This window comes from Lactimicrobium sp. (genome assembly GCF_036453465.1).
Taxonomy (GTDB): Bacteria; Bacillota_I; Bacilli_A; order Erysipelotrichales; family Erysipelotrichaceae; genus Bulleidia.
Genome location: NZ_JAZHUW010000002.1, coordinates 1 through 19,125 on the forward strand (window position 1 = coordinate 1; position 19,125 = coordinate 19,125).

Consider the following 19,125-nt stretch of genomic DNA (forward strand, 5'->3'; position numbering starts at 1 on the left):
TTAACGGGAAAAAGCGGTAGTTTGCGTGTGGCAGACCGCTTCATGCGCTTCTGAGCGCAGCCAGTAATAAGAGGGCTACGCCCGTCTTGTGAAAAACCACCAGCTCAGCTGGTGGATACTTATTTATAAGACTTCCTTAGGAGGTAAAAGCTGTTTACTATTGTTGATTTAATGATAGGACTAACAAATTCTCAAAGAATTTCAATTTTATATTTTGAAGATATATGTTGAGAAAGAAGAAAACCAACATATATGCCGATCATATCAAACAGTATATCAACAATATCAAATATTCCGCGCCTGGAAACCAGTTGGATTGTCTCGATTGAAAGAACGGAAATTAACGAAAGAAGCAGAACATGTTTATTGGAATCACTGGTTTTGAATAACATCCCGATTGGCATAAACAGGATGAAATTAAATAGATTTTGAAAGAATGTATATGAATCCATTTCAAATAATTTCAAAGGATTTAAATTAACAGAGATTCCGAAGTAGGACCTGCCGAATAGTAATATCAGCATTATTACAATATAAAAACACCAGAGTAATCGTATTTGATGACGGGAAATCGCTCTTTTTTGAAGAAGAGAAATGAAAAGGTATATCAATACACTTTGTCCCAGATAAATGACTATATATAAAATCTGTTCAAATTTAAATGAGCCTTGATAGAAATAAGTAATAAGTAATAAAAGAGCTCGTAACATGATAGAAAACCAGAAAGCTGGCAAATAAACTGAATGCGGCCAATAATATAGTCTTAATCAATTTCATTAAAATCCTCATAGCTATTGCAGATTGAAGTCTGTCTGTAGTTTTGGAAACTGTAAGTTTTCTTTTTTGATTTCTAATAATGCAATTGCATATAGAGGGTATGTTTCAAAACCATCTCCTCCACCTACATTTGTATCCGCATATTTTATGGCTGGATGCTTCCCGAATTTCTGAGGATGCTTTAAGACATAGCTCATACTGGTTGCCTTTGTTCGACTGGATTTACATTCAATCATTACTGCTTCACCATCTTTTTCTGCAATGAAGTCCAGTTCCGGAGAACCAGATCTGTGATGGTAATAATACAGATTCTTTCCTGCTGTTCTTAAAGCACAAGCTACGGCATTTTCAGCAATTGCTCCCTTATAAGCACTTAGATCACCCTTAAGTACATTAACAGCAGTCCCTTCGTCCAGTTGTGAGATCAAAAGCCCGGTATCTGCATAGTACAGTTTAAACTCCTCAGAAAGTTTCTGTGCTTCCAGTGGTGATGAGATTTCTTTCAGGTTATATGCCTTCATGACAAGGCCGACATCACAGATGTATTGAACGCCGTCAGCTTTGTCCGTACTGTGTCCACTAACATCAACTTCACTGTATTTAAATTTCTTATATTCGCGTGAAAGCTGTGAAGGTACGGAATCAAGGCAGGCTTCAGCACGCAGTTTCAGTGTCTCATTTATTCTGTCATTTCCATCTGCGTCCTTATATCTCCCAAAATCATCCCGAATCGAACGCAAAATCTGCCTCTGCAAATTCTGTACATGATTTACATCCTTATTCGTAAGAAAGACATTCACAACTTCTGGCATACCACCAACAATTAAATACTGGTAATACAAAGAACGAAAAGACGCATGAACAGCAGGCATGATCTGCTTGTGGTCTTTCAGGCATTGTCTGACATACCTAATCACATCATCCTTCATACCATAGTTCACAATGAACTCATGAAATGACAGTGGCATCATTGTCATTTCTTCCTCATAGCCGACCGGAATTCCGCGCTGATAAGGAGTCCGGAATCCTTTGACGCCTAAAAAGCTGCCTGTGGCAATCACATCATATCTTTTATCCAGATCCCAGTATTTCAGCGAGCTGCGTGCATTAGGACAATCCTGAATCTCATCCAGAATCACAAGTGTTTTTCCCGGCACAAAATGAGCAGATGGATCATTGGCAGTAATTGCCAGAACCATTGTATCAACATCGAAATTGCCACTAAATGCAGAGTGGATGGTTGTATTGCTGCGAAGATCCAGATACACAACATTCTCATAAAACTCTCTGCCAAATTCTTTGGCAATGTATGTTTTACCTACCTGGCGAAGACCACTGATGATCAGCGGATGATGACTGCGATTTTTCCACTCAACCAGACTTTTCCATATATCTCGCTGCAGCATAAGCAATTCCTCCAACATCACAGTTTATGATTCATTCTGCTAATAACAAGATCAGAATAACATTGAAAGGACAAAATTCAAGGGTTCAATAGTCAAATTTCGGACAAAATTCAAACGTTCAAGAGATATAAAACGGATATTTTTCAAACCTTTCTGGTCAATATAACTTCTGCGATTTGATTATGACGGAAGACAGGATTGGCTTTTTGTAACTTGCTCGTTTCACATAAAAGCCCCCTCAGTTTCCTGAGGAGGCGAAAGGGGTAAGTGTGATTGTTTTGTTTATGCTTACTTTTGAAGCATGATGGCATGCAGGTAATTGTATGCCATATAGAGACAGCCTGCTAAGACAACAAAGGAACCGATGATCATCACAATGGAAGACTTCTGCATGAACATGTAGACAACCAGTAGGATACCGAAGGCCAGGTACAGTACCATCAGTAATATTGCTTTTGGCTTTGTATAGGACTGGGCAACGGCCTCTGCCAGGGTATGTCTTTTCTCCGGTTTGAAGTTTTCAATGTGTGACAGGTTCTGCAGCCATTTGCGGTAGCGGAATTCCAGCAGAATGTACAGGACAACACCGACAATCAGCGGCATCTTCCATGAATTGACAAACGATGCCAGAATCATGAAGACAGCAATCGCAATGGCGACCCGGTTGTGATACAGACTGTATGCACTCCTGTCAGACGGCTTGAGAAGATAGCCGGTGCCTGTACGCTTGACATACATAACCGTCTGGCCTTTATCATTCTTATAAATATTCAGGCCGGCAATTTCATCATTGGAATTGCTCTTATTTCCCATTCCTGTTTTTTTCTTATCTGACATGAGTTTCTCCTTCTAAATTGATGAAATCAGAACTGCGGTACGCCCTTGCAGTATGTTTCCTCAACAGAGTAATCATCATTGAGAACAACGATATCTGCATCATAGGCAACGGCAATCTTGCCAAGATGGTCATTGAGACCAAGCAGGGATGCCGGATTGATGGTGCAGCTATTCAATGCTGCATCAAACGGAACACCAGCTCTTGTGACCAGGTTCTTCAGGCCATCACATATCCGCATCGTGGATCCAGCCAGACCCTTTGTCTCGGTCAGATGGGCACTGCCATCCGGGTAGATTTCGATTTCGTGGCCGCCGAACATGAATTTATCACCCGGCTTGAATCCCTTTGCCATCAGGGCATCGGAAATCATGATACCATGATCCTTTCCCTTGCTGGTGAAGAAAATATTCAATGCTTCCGGGGTGGAATGGTTGCAGTCACAGATGACTTCACTATACAGATCATGCAGTCTCAGTGCTGTACCAGTCACACCATTGGCACGGTGGTTGAACGGGGACTGACCATTGTATGTATGGGTAATGGACTTGGCACCATTGGCAACTGCCAGAATGGCCTGCTCAAAGGTAGCGCCGCTGTGGCCGATGGAAACAACCACACCGTTCTCACTGCAGTATCTTGTCAATGCATAATCCGGATCATGTTCCGGTGCCAGGGTGATGATCTTGATCAGACCATTGGCAGCTTCCTGATATTCCTTGAACTCATCCACAGAAGGAGGAACAATTGCCTCCGGCGGCTGGGCTCCCTTGTACTTCATATCCAGGTACGGTCCCTCAAAATGAATACCGAGAATATCAGCACCATCGCGGCCTGCCTCAAAGTCCTTCTTGACAGCAGCAACATTCTTGACAGCCTTCATCAGTACCGGTTTGAGCTCGGTAATGGTTGTGGACATGAACCCGGTAACACCTTCATGCACAATTCCCTTTGCCCACTTCTTCAATCCTTCCGGCTCTGCATAGTTGGTATCATAGCCATAGGCACCATGGCAGTGGATATCGAGGAAGCCAGGAACAATTCTCAGATCGCCATAATCCTTATCAGCCGGCTTTGTATTGAGCGGATAGATTTCGGTGATCTTCCCATCATTGATTTCAATTTCTGCGGGAATGAAATCACCGCAGATCCAAACACGTTTACTCTGAATCAGCATATTTATCTGATCTCCTTTCTTTGTCAATCTGGTTTGTACTTATACGATATCACGCGATGTAAGCGCTTGAAATCAATATGCTTACACTTTTCGGTTATCCTTTTATCGTTTTCAACCGAAACGTTCCATACCGGTATCGCACATGATATCATCCGATTGTGGAAAGTAAGGAACCAAAAGGAGGAGATACCTTATGACAATTTTCGGTTATACAGAAGAAGATCTGCAGAATAAAAATGCGATCTTTACCGCCACAGAAATTCACCAGCAGCCGGATACCTGGGAGAAGACAGTCAAGCAGATTGCGTCCATGAAGGATGAAATCAAGGCTTTCATCTCCAAGGTCACAAGCCAGCCTGACTATGACATCATCATGACCGGTGCCGGTACATCTGAGTTCGTTGGCAACGCACTGTTCTCTTATCTGAACAGACTGACAAACTACAAGGCAAAGAGCTTTGGCTCGACTGATCTGACACCTACCCCTGAGAACTATGTCAGTGCTCATAAGCCGACCCTGCTGATCAGCTTCGGCAGATCCGGTGATTCCCCGGAGTCCATTGGCGCCATTCAGTCTGTTGAGGCTGTCAATGACAACGTCTATCATCTGTTCATCACCTGCAACAAGGATGGTGCTCTGAGCAAGAGAGCTGCCCAGGAAGGTGACAGATGCCTGGCCATTGACCTGACACCGGAAACGCTGGACAAGAGCTTTGCCATGACATCTTCTTTCTCCAATATGTATCTTGCCTGCCTGCTGTGCTTCAGCCTGGATAACCTGGATGAAACCGCAGCCAAGGTCAAGGAAATCACAGAAGCTGCCAGAAAGCTGGTTGATACAGACTGGAAGGAAATGCTCAAGGTGGATGAGACATATGCTTATGACAGAATTGTTTACCTTGGCACCAACTGCCTGAAGGGTGTTGCCCAGGAGTCTGCTCTGAAGATGCTGGAACTCAATGCCGGCAGAATCGTTACAATGTACGATACACCGATGGGATTCAGACATGGTCCGAAATCCATCGTCAACGATACAACCCTGAATGTTGTCTATCTGTCTGATGGTGCTTACCAGAGACAGTATGAAATGGATCTGGTCAAGGAACTGGCATCCCAGAGAAAGGGCGACAAGGTCATGGTTGTCTGCAACACACCTTGTGAAGAAGCTGAAAAGCTCGCTGACTACTACTATTGCTTCAACACATCCGCAAAGGACAATGTGTTCCTCGGCCTGGAGTATGTTGTTGTTGCCCAGCTGATTGCCATCTTCCGTTCTCTGCAGAACAAGATCACACCGGACAACCCGTGCCCGACAGGTGAAGTTAACCGTGTCGTCAAGGGTGTTACCCTCTATCCGTACCATAAATAAGACTGGGAGAAATCATCGATGATTGGAATTGTAGTTACAGGACACGGACACTTTGCCACAGGTTTGGCAAGTTCCGTCAAACTTATTGCCGGTGTACCGGAGGACTTCGTGCCGGTAGACTTTGAGGAAGGAGACAGCTCCGAGGATCTCGCAAAGAAACTGACGGATGCCTTTGATTCTCTTTCCAACTGCAAGGATGGCATTCTGGTCTTCACGGATCTGGTTGGGGGATCTCCGTTCAAGATTTCAGCCGAACTTTCTGTTACCCAGAAAGACAAATATCATCTGGCTATCCTCTCCGGCAGCAATCTTGGTATGGTCATTGAGGCCAATATGTCCCGCCAGTTCATCACAGATCTGGATCAGCTCGCTGACAGCACTGTGGAAACAGGCAAGGATCAGGTCATTCATTACGTCTACAGCGAATCAAATAACGATGAGCCGGCAGACGACGAAGACGGTATCTGAGTATTCTGATAAGTCTGGCAGAAATGCCGGACTTTTTCGTTATGCTTGAAACGGAGGAACAATATGAGCAGATATATCATCGGCATCGATGGCGGCGGCACCAAGACCATCTATGCCCTGGCAGATGAAACAGGAAAAATCATACAGACATACGCAGCATCATCCATTTCCTATCATGAATACGGCATAGATACCATCATAGACAGAATCAAAGCAGGCATCAGGAATGTCTGTGCAGGAGCAGATATCAAAGAGAATCAGATCAGATGGATTGCGGCAGGGATTCCCTGTAATGGCGAGAATTCATCTGCCGACAAACAGATCAAAGAAAAACTGCAGGCCTATCTTTCCTGCCGGTGGATACTGGTCAATGATGCTGTGATTGGTTTTTATGGTGCATTGGGCGGCAAAGCAGGTATCAATGTTGTATCAGGCACGGGTTCCATTGCCTATGGTGAAGATGAAGAAGGAAATACAGCAAGAAGCGGCGGCTGGAGTGATCTGGTCGGGGATGAAGGCAGCTGTGCCTGGATAGGCAAAAAGGGCATGGAACTGTTTTTCAAAGAAGCGGATGAAAGAGTACAAAGAGGCAGTCTCTATACAATTGTGAAAGAGACGTATGCTTTAAGGAATGATATGGACTTTATTCCGATTGCGGAACAGAAGATCTTCCCCAATCGGAAAGAAACAGCTTCGTTTCAGAAGCTTGTATTGAAAGCAGCTGAACAGAAAGATACAGAAGCACAGAAGCTGTATGAGATGGCAGCCCATGAATTATTTCTGATGGCAGACAGTGTCAGAAGACAGCTGCAGTTTGCTGGTGATGTGCCGGTGTCTTTGACAGGCGGACTGCGCCATGCCAGTGCCTTTGTCCTGCCGTCCTTTCAGAAAGAACTGGCTGCACATCACATGTATTATCAGGAACCCATGAAAGAGCCATATGAAGGTGCTGTCATCCTTGGCCAACAGGCTGCAGGAGCTGATCCAGCCAGCCAAAGCGGTAAGGATAGCGCTCCACCAGCGTATTGATCAGATCTGTCATAAATATTTCTGAGAATACATACAGATAGCAGCTCTGCCACTTTTCAGAATAGACAGCTGTCCTGGAGCAAAATAGAAGTAATGCTTGTGGTTCCGGCTTTGGTTTTTTCTTTTCAGGATGGATGAGAAAGACATCCTTGGAGAAGTCTTCAATGACATAGCTGCCATCGTTTATAAGTCTGGCAAGGCGGCTGTCAGGACAGGCATGGACATGACCATTCATGCATACATATTTTGTATGATGGACTTTGCCACAGGCAATTGGGCAGGCATAAATGCATGTATTGAAATCCCGCATATGGTATAGTGAATTGCCTGTTTGGATCATATGATCTTTATGGATGATAACAGGAAACTGAAAGCATGGTACATCATAGCCGCGGCTGCTGCGCATGGAGATGATACGGTTCATTTCATACCGTTCTTCCAGACATTGTAATTGCAGGGATGGATGGCAATGCAGTATAGAGGAAGACTGTGCTTTGTGTAACAGGATCCGGTAATAGAATTTGGGCAATAGTAAAAGCACTGTATGCATCTGGGCACACGATAGAATGTGCAAGGTGGATACAGCGCTTTTGTTTGATTCATTGTCAGATATCAGTTTTCCTCAGACATCCTTTACATCATAGATGCGGCGGGCATATTCACTTGGTGTAACACCAAACTGGGCCGTGAATTTGCGGGAGAAGTAGTGGATGCTGTTATAGCCGACCATGGCTGCAATTTCAGAGATGGTATGCTTGCCAGAGCGGATGAGAATGCGGCTGCGGGCCAGCTTGGCATCGTTGATGTACTGCTTTGGTGATACCTTGAGGTTGTTTTTGAAAAGATTCTGCAGCGTACTTCTGGAGATGAAGAAGCGGCTGCATACCTGATCAATGGGCAGAGGCTCATTGAGATGGGTGTTGATATAGTCCACGATTTCTTCCACCAGACGTGCTTCATAGTGCTGGGCAATAGGGGATGTCGGCATAACCTTGTTTGTTTCTTCGGAGTCCATCTGCATGGCAATGATGAGATAGTGCAGAGCCGCGATCATGGCATCGTTGCGGAATTCACTCTTGTCATCGGTTGCTTTGACAAAGTCGTTGACATCCACCAGAAGGGCCCGGGAAAGAGAGATGACTTTGTTTAATACGAGATCGTCACGGATGCCGGAGGCACGAAAGATGATGGTGAGGTAGGAACAGGATTCTTCTGAGGAGATACGCTGGTCATGGTACTGGCCGGGGCCGTAGAGCATACACTGGTTGGCACCGATCTGGTATGTCTTTGTATCAACGGTTGTTTCCAGGGTGCCCTGGTCAACGTAGGTGAATTCATAGTAGGAATGGATTTCGCCGTCGAAGACGTAGCCTGGACGTTTGACCATGTAGTAGACAGCGACGATTTCATCGATGCTGATGTGCGGAGTGATGTAATTGTAGCGGTAGGGCTGGGGCAGGGTGAAGGAATCGCTTTTGGAACTGGCGTGGACATAGAGGTTGTAGGAGATGCTGCCATACATGGACATGGGGACAAGGGCAAAGTAGACGTGGGCGTTGATTTTGACAGAGCGGTGGAGGGCGAAGCTTTCAATGTTGTCGATGCGTGGATCGTTGACGACTCTGAGCATGCCCATGCCATCGACTGGCTCGATGTACACCGGCATATCATAGGCAATCATCTGATACACGATGCCGTCTCTTTCGACGTGGGAGGTCTTGATCATGTCTGTTTTTGTCAGATATGACTTTGTGACGATGCCATACTTCAGATAACTTGTACTTGTTGTTTTGTTAAACATATCGATTACCGAAAAATGCAACTTTCATGATGAATATAACACACAAATCCCACAATGTTTTCATTTCAGCCATGAAATTTCGAAAATTTACCGAAATTTATACATGGGATCATAAAAAATATAAAGACTTGGTAAACGCTTTCATGTATCTTGAAACCAGAAAGAGCGAACAGTTGACCGCGAGCTCATTCTAAAAAAGTAATAATGCTTGATAGAAAGGAGAGAATTCACATGCCTGATATTGTATTGTGCAGAATTGACAATCGTCTGATTCATGGACAGGTAGCTACGCAGTGGTCTGGTTCTATTGGCGCAAACTTGCTGTTGGTTGCAAATGATGAGGTGGCCGGTAATAAACTCCGCCAGGGGTTGATGGACATGGCTGCTCCGTCATATGCTCAGACAAGGTACTGGACATTGGATAAGACAATTTCCACGATTCATAAGGCATCTCCGAAGCAGCATATCTTCCTGATATGCGAGACACCGGAGGATGTACTGAAGCTGGTTGAAGGCGGCGTTCCGATTAAGAAGGTCAACATCGGAAACATGCATATGGCGGAAGGCAAGCGCCAGGTGGCTGGCAGCGTTGCTGTCAACGATGAGGATGTTGCCGCATTCAAGAAACTGCGTGATCTTGGGGTTGAGTTAGAGATTCGCAGAGTACCACAGGAGCCTGCTGAAGACATTAATAAGCTCTTCAAGTAAGCCATTCATTATTCGTATCAAAAGATTCACATTTAAATCATTGGAAAAGGAGAGAATTCATCAATTATGCAAATCGTATTGTTAGCGATTGTAACCTTCATCTTCGCGATTGACCAGTTCTCCCTGACAGAGCTGTTGTATCGTCCGATTATTGCCTGCCCGATTATCGGTGCAATTCTGGGCGATGTAAAGACCGGCCTCGTTGTAGGTGGAACCTACGAGCTGATGATGGTCGGTAACATGCCTGTCGGTGGAGCACAGCCTCCGAACGCAGTTCTCGGTGGCATCGTCGCCATGATCTTCGCCGTTAAGTCTCATCTGGATGTCGATACAGCTCTGGGTCTGGCCGTTGTCTTCTCAATCTTCGGTCAGTATGCAGTTACTCTGACATTCACCATCACTTCTGGTCTGATGTCCAAGGCTGATGAGGCTGCTGACAGGGCAGATCCTTCCGGAATCACAAAGGTCAACCTGATCGCTATGTGCTTCCTTGGTGTTCTGTTCGCAATCCTGGCTGTCGTTGCTTATGTTGGCGGCGAAGCAGCTGGTACTGCTCTGAACAACTTCTCTAACAGCAGATACTTCAGCTTCGTCATGGGTGGTCTTGGAGCTGCCGGCGGCATGATGCGTTATACCGGATTTGCCGTATTGCTGAAGATCATGCTTGCTGATGATATGTGGGGTATTTACCTGGCAGGTTTCGCTGCTGCTGCACTGTTCGGAAACGTCGATGCAACAAGCGGTGCTACTCTGATCCTGGTTGCCTTCATCGGTGTAGCAATTGCTCTGTATGACTACAACACAAATGTAAAGATCAAGAATTTGCAGAACGCAGGAGGAGACGAAGATGGCATCTGAGGCATTAGTATATGAGGATCGTACACCCGCTCCTCAGCTTGATAAAAAGACGCTGAACAGAATGGTCTGGAGATCACTCATGCTACAGGCATCCTTCAACTATGAAAGAATGCAGGCTGCTGGCTGGCTCTGGTCAATTCTCCCGGGACTGGAAAAGATCCACACAAACAAGAAGGATCTTGCCACTTCCATGAAGCACAACCTGGAATTCTTCAACACCCATCCGTTCCTGGTAACATTCGTTATGGGTATTGTCCTTTCCATGGAGCAGAACAAGGCTGATATCAACTCCATCCGTGCGGTAAGAGTTGCTGCCATGGGCCCTCTGGGCGGCATCGGTGATGCTCTGTTCTGGTTCACACTTGTTCCGATTACTGCTGGTATTACAGCGAACATGGCGATCAGCGGCAGTGTTGCCGGACCGATCATCTACTTCCTGATTACCTTCGGTGTCCAGATGGTTCTCCGTTACTGGCTGATGTACATGTCCTATGACATGGGCACAAAAGCTATCGAAGTCCTGACTGCCAATGCACGTGAGTTCACACATGCTGCTTCTCTGCTGGGTGTCTTCGTTGTCGGTGCTCTGACCTGCAACTATGGTGCTACAACACTGGGCATGGAAATCGCCAATGGTGATACGCCGATCGTTATCCAGGATAAGCTGAACAGCATCCTGCCGGCAATGATCCCGCTGATTCTCACTCTGATGTGCTATAACCTGATCAAGAAGAAGGGCTGGAGCCCGACAAAGTGCATCCTGCTTCTCCTTGCTATTGGTATCGTCGGATGTGCATTCGGTATCTGGTCCGGAACATACACAGCTCTGGTACCGGTTCCTTGGCATAGCTAATTCCAAGAGGGAAATAAGAACACCTTCGGGTGTTCTTTTCTTATCCCTGCATAAAAAACAACTGCTTATGCAGCAGTTGTATCAGAATGATCATCCGTATCCTGTGATTCCGGTGTGTGATTGGCTGTACGTTCTTTATCAACGTCTTCCTTCTCCTGTTTCAGCTCATTCATTTTCTTCTGGTATTCATCATAATAAATGTGCTGAACATCATCACTCAGCGGAACCTCATAATCTTTCTTCTTTCTTGCCTGACTCAGAAGTTTCGCTTTGCGCACCTGATAATAAATGACAACGCAGGCCAGGATGATGATGGCAATGACGGCAGACGAGTTATTCATAATTCAATGCTCTCCTTATATAATGAAACTGCTATGATAATAACACAAGAAACTGTAATCAATTGATCACTGGAGGATATATTTCATGAACTGGGGTTTATTTATTATTTTACTGATCATCGGCCTTGCCCTGTATATTGCCTGGACCTTTTTCTCACAGAGAGAGGCAGCAGTACTGTCCATTCTGCTGTACCGCAATGGTGATGCGGATGGTTTCCTGAAGGAGCTGGATACCGGCCGTGCAAAGTTCTTTTTCTCAAAGAAGCTGCGCGTATTGATGGCCATTGATGCCTATATGATGAAGAACGATGATGAAGCACTCGCAAAGCAGTTTGAAAAGGCAGATGCCTATAAACTGCGTGCTGCAGACAGACTGCTTGTCAAGCAGAAGGAACTTACCTGGCATGCTGGCAGAGATGAGATTGATCTTGCTAAGAAAGACTTTGAAGAGATGTCAAAGATCTATGATCATGATCTTTCCAAGAAACAGAAGAAGACGCATGAAGAGATGATGCGGGAAGCGGATTATACCAATGCCATTCATATTGAAAAGGATGGCAAGTATGCCCATGAACTGATGGAGAGGGCCAAGGGTATCAAGGATGATATTCCGTGTGGTGTGACGTATTACAAAGCAGCACAGTCCTATTATCTCAAGGGTGATAAGAAGCAGTGTCAGCTGGCACTGGAAAAGGCAGAACCGAAGCTTCGCAAGACAAGCTATCACGATCTGATCCAGAAGATGCTGGATAGTAAGAACTATGATCAGATCCTGAGCATGAAGATTTGAACAAATGAAAATCAGTACCATTCACAATTTGGTGAACAGTACTGATTTTTTTGTGCTTGTTTTTCAGAACTTGATCTCTTCCTGATGGGAAGCGAACAGATACTCATCAACAGTATGAATCACTCTGTCCTTGACGATGGATACCGGATCATTGTGCAGCTTTCCTTCTCTTACCTTTGTATAGGCAATCGGGGCAAACTGACTCAGTACACCTAGCGGAACACCATCCTTGAAGTTTTCAAACAGTTTTTCCTGGGCTGCGACAACTTCCGGCTGCGGCATGTAGTAGCGGCAGCGGTCAGAGAACGAGAACTTTCTCTTATAGGCAATCTCAGCATCAGTTCCATGATAATGATGCGCATAGTACTTAGGATCCTTTGTCATGGCTTCATCCAGCACTTCCATAAAGTGGGACTGCTTTTCCGGCTGATCCTTGTATACTTCCTTCTCGGCATAGGCCAAAGCAAACAAACCTTCTCTCATCGCAAAGGTCAGACCAGGTCCAACCTTCAGAATGCCAACACCATCTTCCACGAGTTCTCTCAACGCATACTTTGTCTGATAGTCAGTGGAATGTCCCTCAAACACAAAGTTCGGATATTCCTTGATCGATGCCATCAGATCAACAGCCTTGGATCTGTCATATGGTGTGCAGCCGGCATCTTTTTCTTCAACACCTGGCTGGACAACAAAGCCGATGACCTGTTTCCAGGCTTCATCCAGACCATGTTCATGGAAGGACTTCTCAAAGATATTCACGGTATTCTTGAAGTCTTCTACCTTGGTGACCTGCAGGCCTGTATCCACTGCCTGCTGGGAGCCGCCCGGAATCGGTACTTCCGAACCGACGATGTAGACAGGATGAATCGCATCCGGATTCTTCTTCAAGAGTTCCTGATATGCCTTCTCAGCAACAACAGCCAGTTCAGCACCTCTTCTGGAAATAACTTCATCTGACAGTCTTGTGTCAGGATCATCCGATGCGACCTTCATGGATGTATCAATATGGATCTTGGTGAAGCCGGCCAGAACAAACTGACGGATCAGCTCGGATGCCTCAGCCATTGCCTTTTCTTCATCATAATGTGCAAATGTCAGCGGACCCAGATGGTCACCGCCAAGAATGATCTGGCTCATCGGCAGATCTTCTTCAGCTGCCAGCTTCTTGATGAATTCCATGAAATCTGCCGGCTTCATGCCGGTATAGCCGCCATACTGGTCAACCTGATTGGCAGTTGCCTCAATGAGCAGAATTGTGTTTGTTTCCTTTGCCCGCTGCATGCATGCACGCAATGTTAAGCCATTGGATGTGCAGGCACTGTAAATACCTACCTGCTTGCCTGCTTTCTGCAGCCTGACAATATTCTTTAATGGATTTTCCTTTACCATAAAAGCAATATTCCTCCTGAAATCATTATACGGGAAAGTATTGTCACTATCCGCCACAGCGTGTGTACATTTGCACACAGGAAAAGAAAGAACCAGTTGAAAATGGACAAGCTGAAAAGACAACAATAATCTGTAAAAAACTTGATGGACGTCAATTTCGATTCCCGCTTTGAAAGATACACTGTCTGTGTCAAAAGAAAGCGGGGAATTCGAAAATGCAGAAATGGCTGAATCAAAATCGTGACGCAATCATGTATATCACAGGTGCATTGACCATCATGGCATTTGTTACACGGATTGTATTCCATCAGGAAGCAGCAGCGCAGCTGTTGTTTCTGACAGGATCCATTGTGGGCGGCTTTCCGATTGCCTTCAAAGCAATACAGGCAGTCAGGGTAAAGGTGATCAGTATTGATCTGCTGGTAACGATGGCAATTGCCGGTGCTTTTGTGATCCAGGAATATGAGGAATCGGCAGCAGTATCCTTCCTGTTCCTGTTCGGGGCATGGCTTGAGCAGCGGACACTGACAAAGACACGTTCTGCCATCAAAAGCCTGACAGAAATGGCACCGGAAACAGCGCTTGTCAGACAGGAAAATGGAGAATTTGAAGAAACAGAGATTGATGAGGTGGATGCCGGGGATGTTGTTCTGGTGAAAACCGGTGGAAAGATCCCGGTGGATGGCAGCGTCATCTTGGGATCTGGCTCAGCCAATGAAGCAGGCATTACCGGGGAATCTATCCCGGTATCCAAGCAGAAGGGAGATCATGTCTATGCCGGATCCATCCTGGCAAATGGCACGATCCAGATTGAAGCCGAGAAGGTTGGTGAGGATACAACCTTTGGCAGGATCATTGAGCTGGTGGAAGAGGCACAGGATTCCAAATCCGAAGCAGAACGTTTTATTGACCGCTTCTCCCGCTATTACACACCGGTGGTTCTGGCCATTGGTATCATCACGTATCTCTTTACCAGAAACATCGAACTTGCGGTAACGATTCTCGTGCTTGGCTGCCCTGGTGCCCTTGTGATCGGTGTGCCGGTATCCAACGTTGCCGGCATCGGCACCGGGGCAAGACACGGCATCCTGTTCAAAGGCAGCGATGTTATCACAAGATTCTCCAAAGTCGATACGATCTTCTTTGATAAGACAGGCACACTTACCTATGGCAGTCCGCGCCTGAACAGAACGATTTCTTATGACAGTGACAGACAGCTTGCAGAAAGTCTTCTTGTCAGTGTGGAAAAAGAATCCGATCATCCGCTTGCCAAAGCGATCATTGAAGCCTATCCAGATGTGAAGATCAGGCCGGTGGAACATACAGAAGTCATCCAGGGCGGCGGCATTGTTGCAGAGATTGAAGGACATCATGTTTTGATTGGCAGCCAGGCAATGCTGGAAAAATACAGCATTGCCATCAATGAACAAATAAAGAGAGATCTGAAACAGCTGGAACAGGATGGCAATTCGATTGTATTAACCGCCGTGGATGGAAAGCTGGCATTGGCCAGCGGTATCAAAGACCAGATCCGCAGCGGTGTCAAAGAAGATCTTGCGGCATTGAAAAAGGCAGGCGTAAAGAACCTGATCCTGTTATCCGGTGATAACCAGGAAACTGTCGATGCCACGGCAAAAGAACTTGGCTTAACACAGGCCTATGGACAGCTGCTGCCGCAGGACAAGGCAGAGATCGTGAAGAAACATCAGGAGAATGGAGAAATCGTGGCATTTGTCGGGGATGGCATCAATGACAGTCCTTCTCTGGCTCTGGCAGATATTGGCATTGCCATGGGGAAAGGCACAGATGTGGCCATTGAAACATCCAATGTGGTTCTGATGAACTCAGATTTCCATAAGATCCCCTATGCCATCACGCTGGCGAGAAAGGTCAGAGCCAACATGATCGAGAATATTGTCATAGCGATTGCAACGGTAGTGGTCTTATTAACAGGGATTCTGGCAGGCAGCTGGATGAACATGGCCATCGGCATGTTTGTCCATGAAGGCAGTATTCTTGTGGTCATTCTCAATGCCATGAGACTTCTTCATAGAAATCATAGAAAACTTGATGGACATCAATTTCAAAGCAGGACAGCCGAAGTAAATTAAAGCTGTCAGAAGAAAAGGAGATGAAGGAAATGAAAAAAGCAGTATTACAGCTGGAAACACTGGTCTGCCCGACCTGTGTACAGAAAGTAGAAGGAGCCATCAGAAGTGTGGATGGCGTTGATGCAGAAAGTGTGAAAGTGCTCTTCAATGCCAGCAAGGCAAAGGCACAGTTTGATCCGGAAAAGACCAATGCAGAAACGATTTCCCAGGCAGTCAGGAAGATCGGCTATGACGTATTGAAAGTGTCAGAAAGATAACAAAGGAAGGAAAGGTACAGGAGAATGAACCAGTTTTTCAAGGAGAATGAAAAGACGTTGGACTTATATACAAATGCCATTACCAAGGCACATGGAGCCCATCATCCGGAGGTATTTGAGGTCAGAAAGATCTATCAGCAGATGGCAGAGAAACTCAAGGCAGGGAATGCAGATCTGTCCGAAGAATTCAGAAGACTCCGTGAGATCACAGACAACTACAGTATTCCGTCTGATGCCTGCGGTACATTAGCTGCTACATATGAAATGTTAAAGGAAATGGACAGCCTGCAGTAAAGAAAGAAGATGATGAATATGCATGAATTCTTTGAAGCAAATGATCTGGTTCTGGATTTCTATACACTGGCAATGACAAAGGCACATGGTGCCCATCATCCGGAAGTGTTTGAAGTCAGGAAAATTTATCAGCAGATTGAACAGAAGATGAGAAGCGAAGACAGCGATCTGACAAAGGAGTTTGCCCGTCTGCGCACTGTCACAGATCACTATACGATTCCATCGGATGCCTGTGGTGTCTATGCAGCCACCTATCAGGCCCTTGAGCAGATGGACCATCTGGCATCTAGACATACTGTATAATCAATCGTATCAAACAAGGAGAACTTTCATGAAGCATCTGTGTGTGGCACTGGTACCGTTATTCAATACACTTTCGGAAACAGAACAGGAAGAGATCAACAGCCTGACGGTGCATAAATCCTATGAGAAACATGAGCAGGTATTCGCGCCCGGGGATGAAAAGCTCAGTATCGTGGCCCATGGCAGACTGAAAGTCTATCAGGTCTCTGCCAATGGCAGAGAGATGATGCTGCGGGTTGTGAAGACCGGAGAATTTGAAGGAGAGAACCAGCTGTTCGGCATTCAGAATGAAAATCTGTATGGCGAAGCACTGGAAGATACTGAGATTTGCTCATTGAGCAAAAGTGCCTTTGATCAGGTGATGATGAAGAATCCAAAGATTGCATTGAAGCTGGTTGAGCTCAGCGGCCAGAAGATGGTGCAGCTTGAAAAGCAGACACAGATACTGAGTCTGGAAAGAGTTGAGGAAAGACTGGGTGCCTATCTTCTGGATCTGGCCAGACAGAAAAAGACAGATTTCTTCATCCTGCCAGTAAAGATGAAGGATCTGGCAATGTATCTTGGCACAACACCGGAAACACTTTCCAGAAAGTTGAAATATCTGGAAGATGAAAAGATGATTGCACGTGATGGAAAGACTATCACTATTCTGGAAGAAGGCAGGCTTTCATCCTTGTAATGAGAACAAAGATCAGATTTCTGCAGACAACAGGAACCTGATCTTTTTAGACTATATGTATTGTTTTCCTTCAGCTTGTCGGGTGTAAGGAGAGTGGTTGAAGATGTTTATTAGATTGATATATCGGAATTTGCGGATGGTAGAAGTTCAGACAGCTTTCTTATACTCCCTAAAATATCCTCATAGGAAATATTTGCAGCATAGGAATACTTCCTGCAGTAAGCCTTCCATAATCTTCTGAGATTTTCATCTACGGCAATAGCAGAGATGATATTTTGCCTGTCACGGATAAGGCTTGCAGTTCCGCGTTTTCTGCAAGTTGAAATAAAAGCTTCTGCAAAAACATAGGTATCCAGACCATTTTGAAAACGAAGCAGTAATGTATAAATATCGTAATAATCTCTCATCCTGGTATTTAACACTCCACGTGAAAGGATTGTCTGAAGTTTTTCACCGAGGATGGTTTCCAGATTGTAAGATAAAAGACGAATAGAACGGTTTTCTAATAACAATCTGTATTGATACTCTATTGCACCTGGCGTAATAGCATCCCCAGTGGATATATCAATTTTTATCGGTGTGATCATTTCTTCAGAAAGTGCATTTATCGAAAGCCGAATTCCAGGATATTCCATGTCATCCATAATTTTCTCTGTACGCTTGATCTCGAATGTAACACCGTCACCCAGATCAATTGCACTTATTTCTTTTGCAATCTGAAGTACATCTTCCTCAGATAAAGTTACATTACGGATTGAGGTGTCAATATCCATTGTTGATCGCTGAGCGATTCCCACCATCGACGTGACCAGAATTCCACCTTTAATAACAAAGTTTTCTGCATAAGATGATTGAGATATTCTCTCAAGGAAGCGCTCCATCATATATAGGCGCATCAGAATTCTCGCATCCGCATGATTGTCTTTGGCAAGTCTTTTGATTTTGGCTTTCAGCTGTGCCTGCGATAACATTTATAGCATTACCTCCATATACTCTCTTACTTTTGCATCAACGTGAAATGCCTTTGCATATTTCATTAACTTGTAAAGATCTTTGTTCTGATTTCTGGTGTAAGACTGCAGAGCTGTCTGATAATCCTGAATTTCAAACCAATTCCTGTTTCGTATCAGATCACAAATGGTTCGGTCTATATCGTACATTGGGATCTCATGGCCAAATGATGTAGGGACAATGATCTTTCCTAAATTCAAAAGCTCTTTTTTTACTGTAAAAAGTTTGACTCCGTCCTTTACAAGTCTGGAAGTGCTGTACCCTGTATATACAGTCATTGTTCTCTGTGATGGCTCTCTGTCGATCAGGCCATAATGGTACAGTGCTTCATCATGAGAAATAACACCTTTCGGACAGCGCAGAGACAAAACATAAAGATCATCAGCCCACGCAGCAGGTGACACATATATTCCCTGCGCTGCCTTTTCAAAGGAGTTCTGTTTCAGGAAAGAGTATAGATCGTGCTTACTGATTCCTGATTCCAGTGCATTCCTGGTTAAGATAATTCCAGATGAATCAACAAGCTGCTCAATTGATTTCATAGATATCACCAACTTTCGTGCTAATTTCATTATTAATATTAGCACGAAAGTATACAAGAACTTCTGAAACAGAATGTTTCAAATTTCTTTGTTCTGGCAGCTTACATTTACTCTATGGCATCTGATT

At 45.0% G+C, this 19,125-nt stretch carries 22 protein-coding genes; 12 read left to right on the forward strand and 10 right to left on the reverse strand.

Translation table 11 applies throughout. From position 1 onward, the window contains the following. Positions 1–191 precede the first annotated feature (191 nt). The 4 genes from SOI44_RS10380 to nagA all read right to left on the reverse strand — a co-directional run bounded on the left by SOI44_RS10380 (position 192) and on the right by nagA (position 4,195). Positions 192–710 (reverse strand): VanZ family protein, encoded by a 519-nt coding sequence (locus tag SOI44_RS10380; protein ID WP_442914572.1) that lies wholly within the window; start codon positions 708–710, stop codon positions 192–194. Positions 711–791: 81 nt separating this feature from the next. Further along, on the reverse strand, positions 792–2,201 hold the full coding sequence (locus tag SOI44_RS00765) for an ATP-binding protein (protein WP_331347436.1): 1,410 nt from the start codon (positions 2,199–2,201) through the stop codon (positions 792–794). Positions 2,202–2,471: 270 nt separating this feature from the next. After that, positions 2,472–3,020, reverse strand: a complete 549-nt coding sequence (locus SOI44_RS00770) for a hypothetical protein (RefSeq protein WP_331347344.1) — start codon at positions 3,018–3,020, stop codon at positions 2,472–2,474. 26 nt (positions 3,021–3,046) lie between these two features. Then, positions 3,047–4,195, reverse strand: a complete 1,149-nt coding sequence (gene nagA / locus SOI44_RS00775) for an N-acetylglucosamine-6-phosphate deacetylase (RefSeq protein ID WP_331347345.1) — start codon at positions 4,193–4,195, stop codon at positions 3,047–3,049. Positions 4,196–4,388: 193 nt separating this feature from the next. Here nagA and SOI44_RS00780 point away from each other — a divergent pair, with 193 nt between their 5' ends. The 3 genes from SOI44_RS00780 (at position 4,389) to SOI44_RS00790 (ending at position 7,061) form a co-directional block, all read left to right on the forward strand. Further along, positions 4,389–5,564, forward strand: coding sequence for an SIS domain-containing protein (locus tag SOI44_RS00780; RefSeq protein ID WP_331347346.1), 1,176 nt, complete (start codon positions 4,389–4,391; stop codon positions 5,562–5,564). A gap of 18 nt (positions 5,565–5,582) precedes the next feature. Beyond that, complete coding sequence (locus SOI44_RS00785) at positions 5,583–6,032, forward strand: PTS sugar transporter subunit IIA (protein WP_331347347.1); 450 nt, start codon at positions 5,583–5,585, stop codon at positions 6,030–6,032. A gap of 63 nt (positions 6,033–6,095) precedes the next feature. Beyond that, entirely contained in the window at positions 6,096–7,061 is a 966-nt protein-coding gene (locus SOI44_RS00790) for an N-acetylglucosamine kinase (RefSeq protein WP_331347348.1), read from the forward strand. On the opposite strand, the gene SOI44_RS00795 is transcribed toward SOI44_RS00790, so the two are convergent. Beyond that, the gene (locus SOI44_RS00795; RefSeq protein ID WP_331347349.1) at positions 6,985–7,485 is read right to left on the reverse strand and encodes a hypothetical protein; all 501 of its coding nucleotides are present in this window, start codon (positions 7,483–7,485) and stop codon (positions 6,985–6,987) included. The genes SOI44_RS00790 and SOI44_RS00795 overlap by 77 nt on opposite strands. Positions 7,486–7,683: 198 nt before the next feature. Further along, positions 7,684–8,862, reverse strand: a complete 1,179-nt coding sequence (locus SOI44_RS00800; RefSeq protein WP_331347350.1) for an AraC family transcriptional regulator — start codon at positions 8,860–8,862, stop codon at positions 7,684–7,686. 231 nt (positions 8,863–9,093) lie between these two features. Here SOI44_RS00800 and agaV point away from each other — a divergent pair, with 231 nt between their 5' ends. The 3 genes from agaV to SOI44_RS00815 all read left to right on the forward strand — a co-directional run bounded on the left by agaV (position 9,094) and on the right by SOI44_RS00815 (position 11,281). Further along, the gene (agaV, locus tag SOI44_RS00805) at positions 9,094–9,570 is read left to right on the forward strand and encodes a PTS N-acetylgalactosamine transporter subunit IIB (protein ID WP_277009313.1); all 477 of its coding nucleotides are present in this window, start codon (positions 9,094–9,096) and stop codon (positions 9,568–9,570) included. Positions 9,571–9,636: 66 nt separating this feature from the next. Next, on the forward strand, positions 9,637–10,428 hold the full coding sequence (locus SOI44_RS00810; RefSeq protein ID WP_331347351.1) for a PTS sugar transporter subunit IIC: 792 nt from the start codon (positions 9,637–9,639) through the stop codon (positions 10,426–10,428). After that, entirely contained in the window at positions 10,418–11,281 is an 864-nt protein-coding gene (locus SOI44_RS00815; protein ID WP_331347352.1) for a PTS system mannose/fructose/sorbose family transporter subunit IID, read from the forward strand. The genes SOI44_RS00810 and SOI44_RS00815 overlap by 11 nt, the downstream gene beginning before the upstream one ends. Positions 11,282–11,346: 65 nt before the next feature. Here the strand turns inward: SOI44_RS00815 and SOI44_RS00820 are convergent, their stop codons facing one another. Further along, positions 11,347–11,622: a hypothetical protein gene (locus SOI44_RS00820; protein ID WP_331347353.1), complete on the reverse strand. Its 276-nt coding sequence runs from the start codon at positions 11,620–11,622 to the stop codon at positions 11,347–11,349. Between the two features lie 85 nt (positions 11,623–11,707). On the opposite strand from SOI44_RS00820, the gene SOI44_RS00825 reads away from it, so the two are divergent. Beyond that, entirely contained in the window at positions 11,708–12,412 is a 705-nt protein-coding gene (locus SOI44_RS00825) for a hypothetical protein (RefSeq protein ID WP_331347354.1), read from the forward strand. A 63-nt stretch (positions 12,413–12,475) separates the two neighbouring features. Here the strand turns inward: SOI44_RS00825 and SOI44_RS00830 are convergent, their stop codons facing one another. Further along, positions 12,476–13,801: a class II D-tagatose-bisphosphate aldolase, non-catalytic subunit gene (locus tag SOI44_RS00830; RefSeq protein WP_331347355.1), complete on the reverse strand. Its 1,326-nt coding sequence runs from the start codon at positions 13,799–13,801 to the stop codon at positions 12,476–12,478. A gap of 215 nt (positions 13,802–14,016) precedes the next feature. On the opposite strand from SOI44_RS00830, the gene SOI44_RS00835 reads away from it, so the two are divergent. From SOI44_RS00835 to SOI44_RS00855, 5 genes are read left to right on the forward strand one after another with little or no spacing between them, the layout of a single operon-like run. After that, a complete protein-coding gene (locus tag SOI44_RS00835; RefSeq protein WP_331347356.1) occupies positions 14,017–15,912 on the forward strand; it encodes a heavy metal translocating P-type ATPase in 1,896 nt (631 codons plus the stop codon). 29 nt (positions 15,913–15,941) lie between these two features. Further along, positions 15,942–16,169: a heavy-metal-associated domain-containing protein gene (locus SOI44_RS00840; protein ID WP_331347357.1), complete on the forward strand. Its 228-nt coding sequence runs from the start codon at positions 15,942–15,944 to the stop codon at positions 16,167–16,169. Between the two features lie 57 nt (positions 16,170–16,226). Continuing rightward, positions 16,227–16,463 (forward strand): iron-sulfur cluster repair di-iron protein, ric, encoded by a 237-nt coding sequence (locus SOI44_RS00845; protein WP_331347358.1) that lies wholly within the window; start codon positions 16,227–16,229, stop codon positions 16,461–16,463. 18 nt (positions 16,464–16,481) lie between these two features. Then, on the forward strand, positions 16,482–16,766 hold the full coding sequence (locus SOI44_RS00850) for a hypothetical protein (RefSeq protein WP_331347359.1): 285 nt from the start codon (positions 16,482–16,484) through the stop codon (positions 16,764–16,766). 28 nt (positions 16,767–16,794) lie between these two features. After that, the gene (locus SOI44_RS00855; protein ID WP_331347360.1) at positions 16,795–17,445 is read left to right on the forward strand and encodes a Crp/Fnr family transcriptional regulator; all 651 of its coding nucleotides are present in this window, start codon (positions 16,795–16,797) and stop codon (positions 17,443–17,445) included. Between the two features lie 110 nt (positions 17,446–17,555). Here the strand turns inward: SOI44_RS00855 and SOI44_RS00860 are convergent, their stop codons facing one another. Then, the gene (locus SOI44_RS00860) at positions 17,556–18,416 is read right to left on the reverse strand and encodes a nucleotidyl transferase AbiEii/AbiGii toxin family protein (RefSeq protein WP_331347361.1); all 861 of its coding nucleotides are present in this window, start codon (positions 18,414–18,416) and stop codon (positions 17,556–17,558) included. Next, positions 18,417–18,998, reverse strand: a complete 582-nt coding sequence (locus tag SOI44_RS00865) for a type IV toxin-antitoxin system AbiEi family antitoxin domain-containing protein (RefSeq protein WP_331347362.1) — start codon at positions 18,996–18,998, stop codon at positions 18,417–18,419. Positions 18,999–19,125 lie beyond the last annotated feature (127 nt).

Coding starts and splice junctions, on each gene's coding strand:
- SOI44_RS10380 (WP_442914572.1), bottom strand. CDS start 710: ATGTTACGAGCTCTTTTATTACTTATTACTTATTTCTATCAAGGCTCA.
- SOI44_RS00765 (WP_331347436.1), bottom strand. CDS start 2,201: ATGTTGGAGGAATTGCTTATGCTGCAGCGAGATATATGGAAAAGTCTG.
- SOI44_RS00770 (WP_331347344.1), bottom strand. CDS start 3,020: ATGTCAGATAAGAAAAAAACAGGAATGGGAAATAAGAGCAATTCCAAT.
- nagA (WP_331347345.1), bottom strand. CDS start 4,195: ATGCTGATTCAGAGTAAACGTGTTTGGATCTGCGGTGATTTCATTCCC.
- SOI44_RS00780 (WP_331347346.1), top strand. CDS start 4,389: ATGACAATTTTCGGTTATACAGAAGAAGATCTGCAGAATAAAAATGCG.
- SOI44_RS00785 (WP_331347347.1), top strand. CDS start 5,583: ATGATTGGAATTGTAGTTACAGGACACGGACACTTTGCCACAGGTTTG.
- SOI44_RS00790 (WP_331347348.1), top strand. CDS start 6,096: ATGAGCAGATATATCATCGGCATCGATGGCGGCGGCACCAAGACCATC.
- SOI44_RS00795 (WP_331347349.1), bottom strand. CDS start 7,485: ATGAACCGTATCATCTCCATGCGCAGCAGCCGCGGCTATGATGTACCA.
- SOI44_RS00800 (WP_331347350.1), bottom strand. CDS start 8,862: ATGTTTAACAAAACAACAAGTACAAGTTATCTGAAGTATGGCATCGTC.
- agaV (WP_277009313.1), top strand. CDS start 9,094: ATGCCTGATATTGTATTGTGCAGAATTGACAATCGTCTGATTCATGGA.
- SOI44_RS00810 (WP_331347351.1), top strand. CDS start 9,637: ATGCAAATCGTATTGTTAGCGATTGTAACCTTCATCTTCGCGATTGAC.
- SOI44_RS00815 (WP_331347352.1), top strand. CDS start 10,418: ATGGCATCTGAGGCATTAGTATATGAGGATCGTACACCCGCTCCTCAG.
- SOI44_RS00820 (WP_331347353.1), bottom strand. CDS start 11,622: ATGAATAACTCGTCTGCCGTCATTGCCATCATCATCCTGGCCTGCGTT.
- SOI44_RS00825 (WP_331347354.1), top strand. CDS start 11,708: ATGAACTGGGGTTTATTTATTATTTTACTGATCATCGGCCTTGCCCTG.
- SOI44_RS00830 (WP_331347355.1), bottom strand. CDS start 13,801: ATGGTAAAGGAAAATCCATTAAAGAATATTGTCAGGCTGCAGAAAGCA.
- SOI44_RS00835 (WP_331347356.1), top strand. CDS start 14,017: ATGCAGAAATGGCTGAATCAAAATCGTGACGCAATCATGTATATCACA.
- SOI44_RS00840 (WP_331347357.1), top strand. CDS start 15,942: ATGAAAAAAGCAGTATTACAGCTGGAAACACTGGTCTGCCCGACCTGT.
- SOI44_RS00850 (WP_331347359.1), top strand. CDS start 16,482: ATGCATGAATTCTTTGAAGCAAATGATCTGGTTCTGGATTTCTATACA.
- SOI44_RS00855 (WP_331347360.1), top strand. CDS start 16,795: ATGAAGCATCTGTGTGTGGCACTGGTACCGTTATTCAATACACTTTCG.
- SOI44_RS00860 (WP_331347361.1), bottom strand. CDS start 18,416: ATGTTATCGCAGGCACAGCTGAAAGCCAAAATCAAAAGACTTGCCAAA.
- SOI44_RS00865 (WP_331347362.1), bottom strand. CDS start 18,998: ATGAAATCAATTGAGCAGCTTGTTGATTCATCTGGAATTATCTTAACC.